Below are 783 nucleotides of genomic sequence, written 5' to 3'. Positions count from 1 at the left end.
ACCGACGTAGCAAGGCTGCGTGATGGTATTGGTCCAGAAAAACGTCCGCACGCCCCTTGGTGTTTTTTATTTTGTCTGAGTGCTAACGATAGTGGCTAACTTGATTGTAAAACGCGGGATTTTTTTACTTCATCAAAGGCAGTTTTGTAACACGTGAAACACAAAATGGCCTGACCCCAGTTGAATACCGGGAACAGACCATGATTGGGTAGTTCAAAATTTAACTTGTCTAACTTTTCTATTGCACTTCAGCGAGGCTGTCCATTTTAATTACGCAGGCAATCCTGTAAGCCACACACCGTGATGGTTGTGGACACGATACGATGGAAAACAGGATCGGCGCATCGAGGTATAGCCCTCCCGCTTAGTAAGCCAGTAACCCCAAAGCAATGGTGATGGCCGCGGGTAGTGCCTGGACTAGGAAAAATTTCTTGGTGGCGGTCAATCCGCCAAAGATGCCCACAATCAGCACGAAGAGTGCCAAGCCCAGTTGTGCCAACACTTTGACCTGACCGGCAGGCAGGAATGCGGACGCTATCAGCAGGGCACCCAGCATACCGCTGTAGATACCCTGGTTTTTGAGGGCGGTTTGGGCTCCGGACTGGGCCACAAATTCAGCGTCCATATCAAACGCGTTAGCCTATGTTGATTGGGAGGCAAACATTTCTAGGCCATAATACCTAGGTGCAAAACTCCAAGTGCAACGATTAGAATTGTGAAAACTGTGTTCATAGTTATAATCACGCAAGCGCTGCGCCCTTGCCCAAAAGGCAATGAAAAGGC

1 protein-coding gene is annotated in these 783 nt (G+C 48.7%); it reads right to left on the bottom strand.

The annotated features are described in order from the left end of the window. Window positions 1–364 precede the first annotated feature (364 nt). Window positions 365–625, bottom strand: a complete 261-nt coding sequence (locus tag FD01_RS04320) for a DUF1304 family protein (RefSeq protein WP_318636176.1) — start codon at window positions 623–625, stop codon at window positions 365–367. Window positions 626–783: the final 158 nt, after the last annotated feature.

It is taken from the genome of Lacticaseibacillus manihotivorans DSM 13343 = JCM 12514 (assembly GCF_001435035.1).
Taxonomy (GTDB): Bacteria; Bacillota; Bacilli; order Lactobacillales; family Lactobacillaceae; genus Lacticaseibacillus; species Lacticaseibacillus manihotivorans.
The sequence above is the reverse complement of the archived record's forward strand: the minus strand, read 5'-3'. Positions and strand labels throughout refer to the sequence as shown.

Coding starts and splice junctions, on each gene's coding strand:
- FD01_RS04320 (WP_318636176.1), bottom strand. CDS start 625: ATGGACGCTGAATTTGTGGCCCAGTCCGGAGCCCAAACCGCCCTCAAA.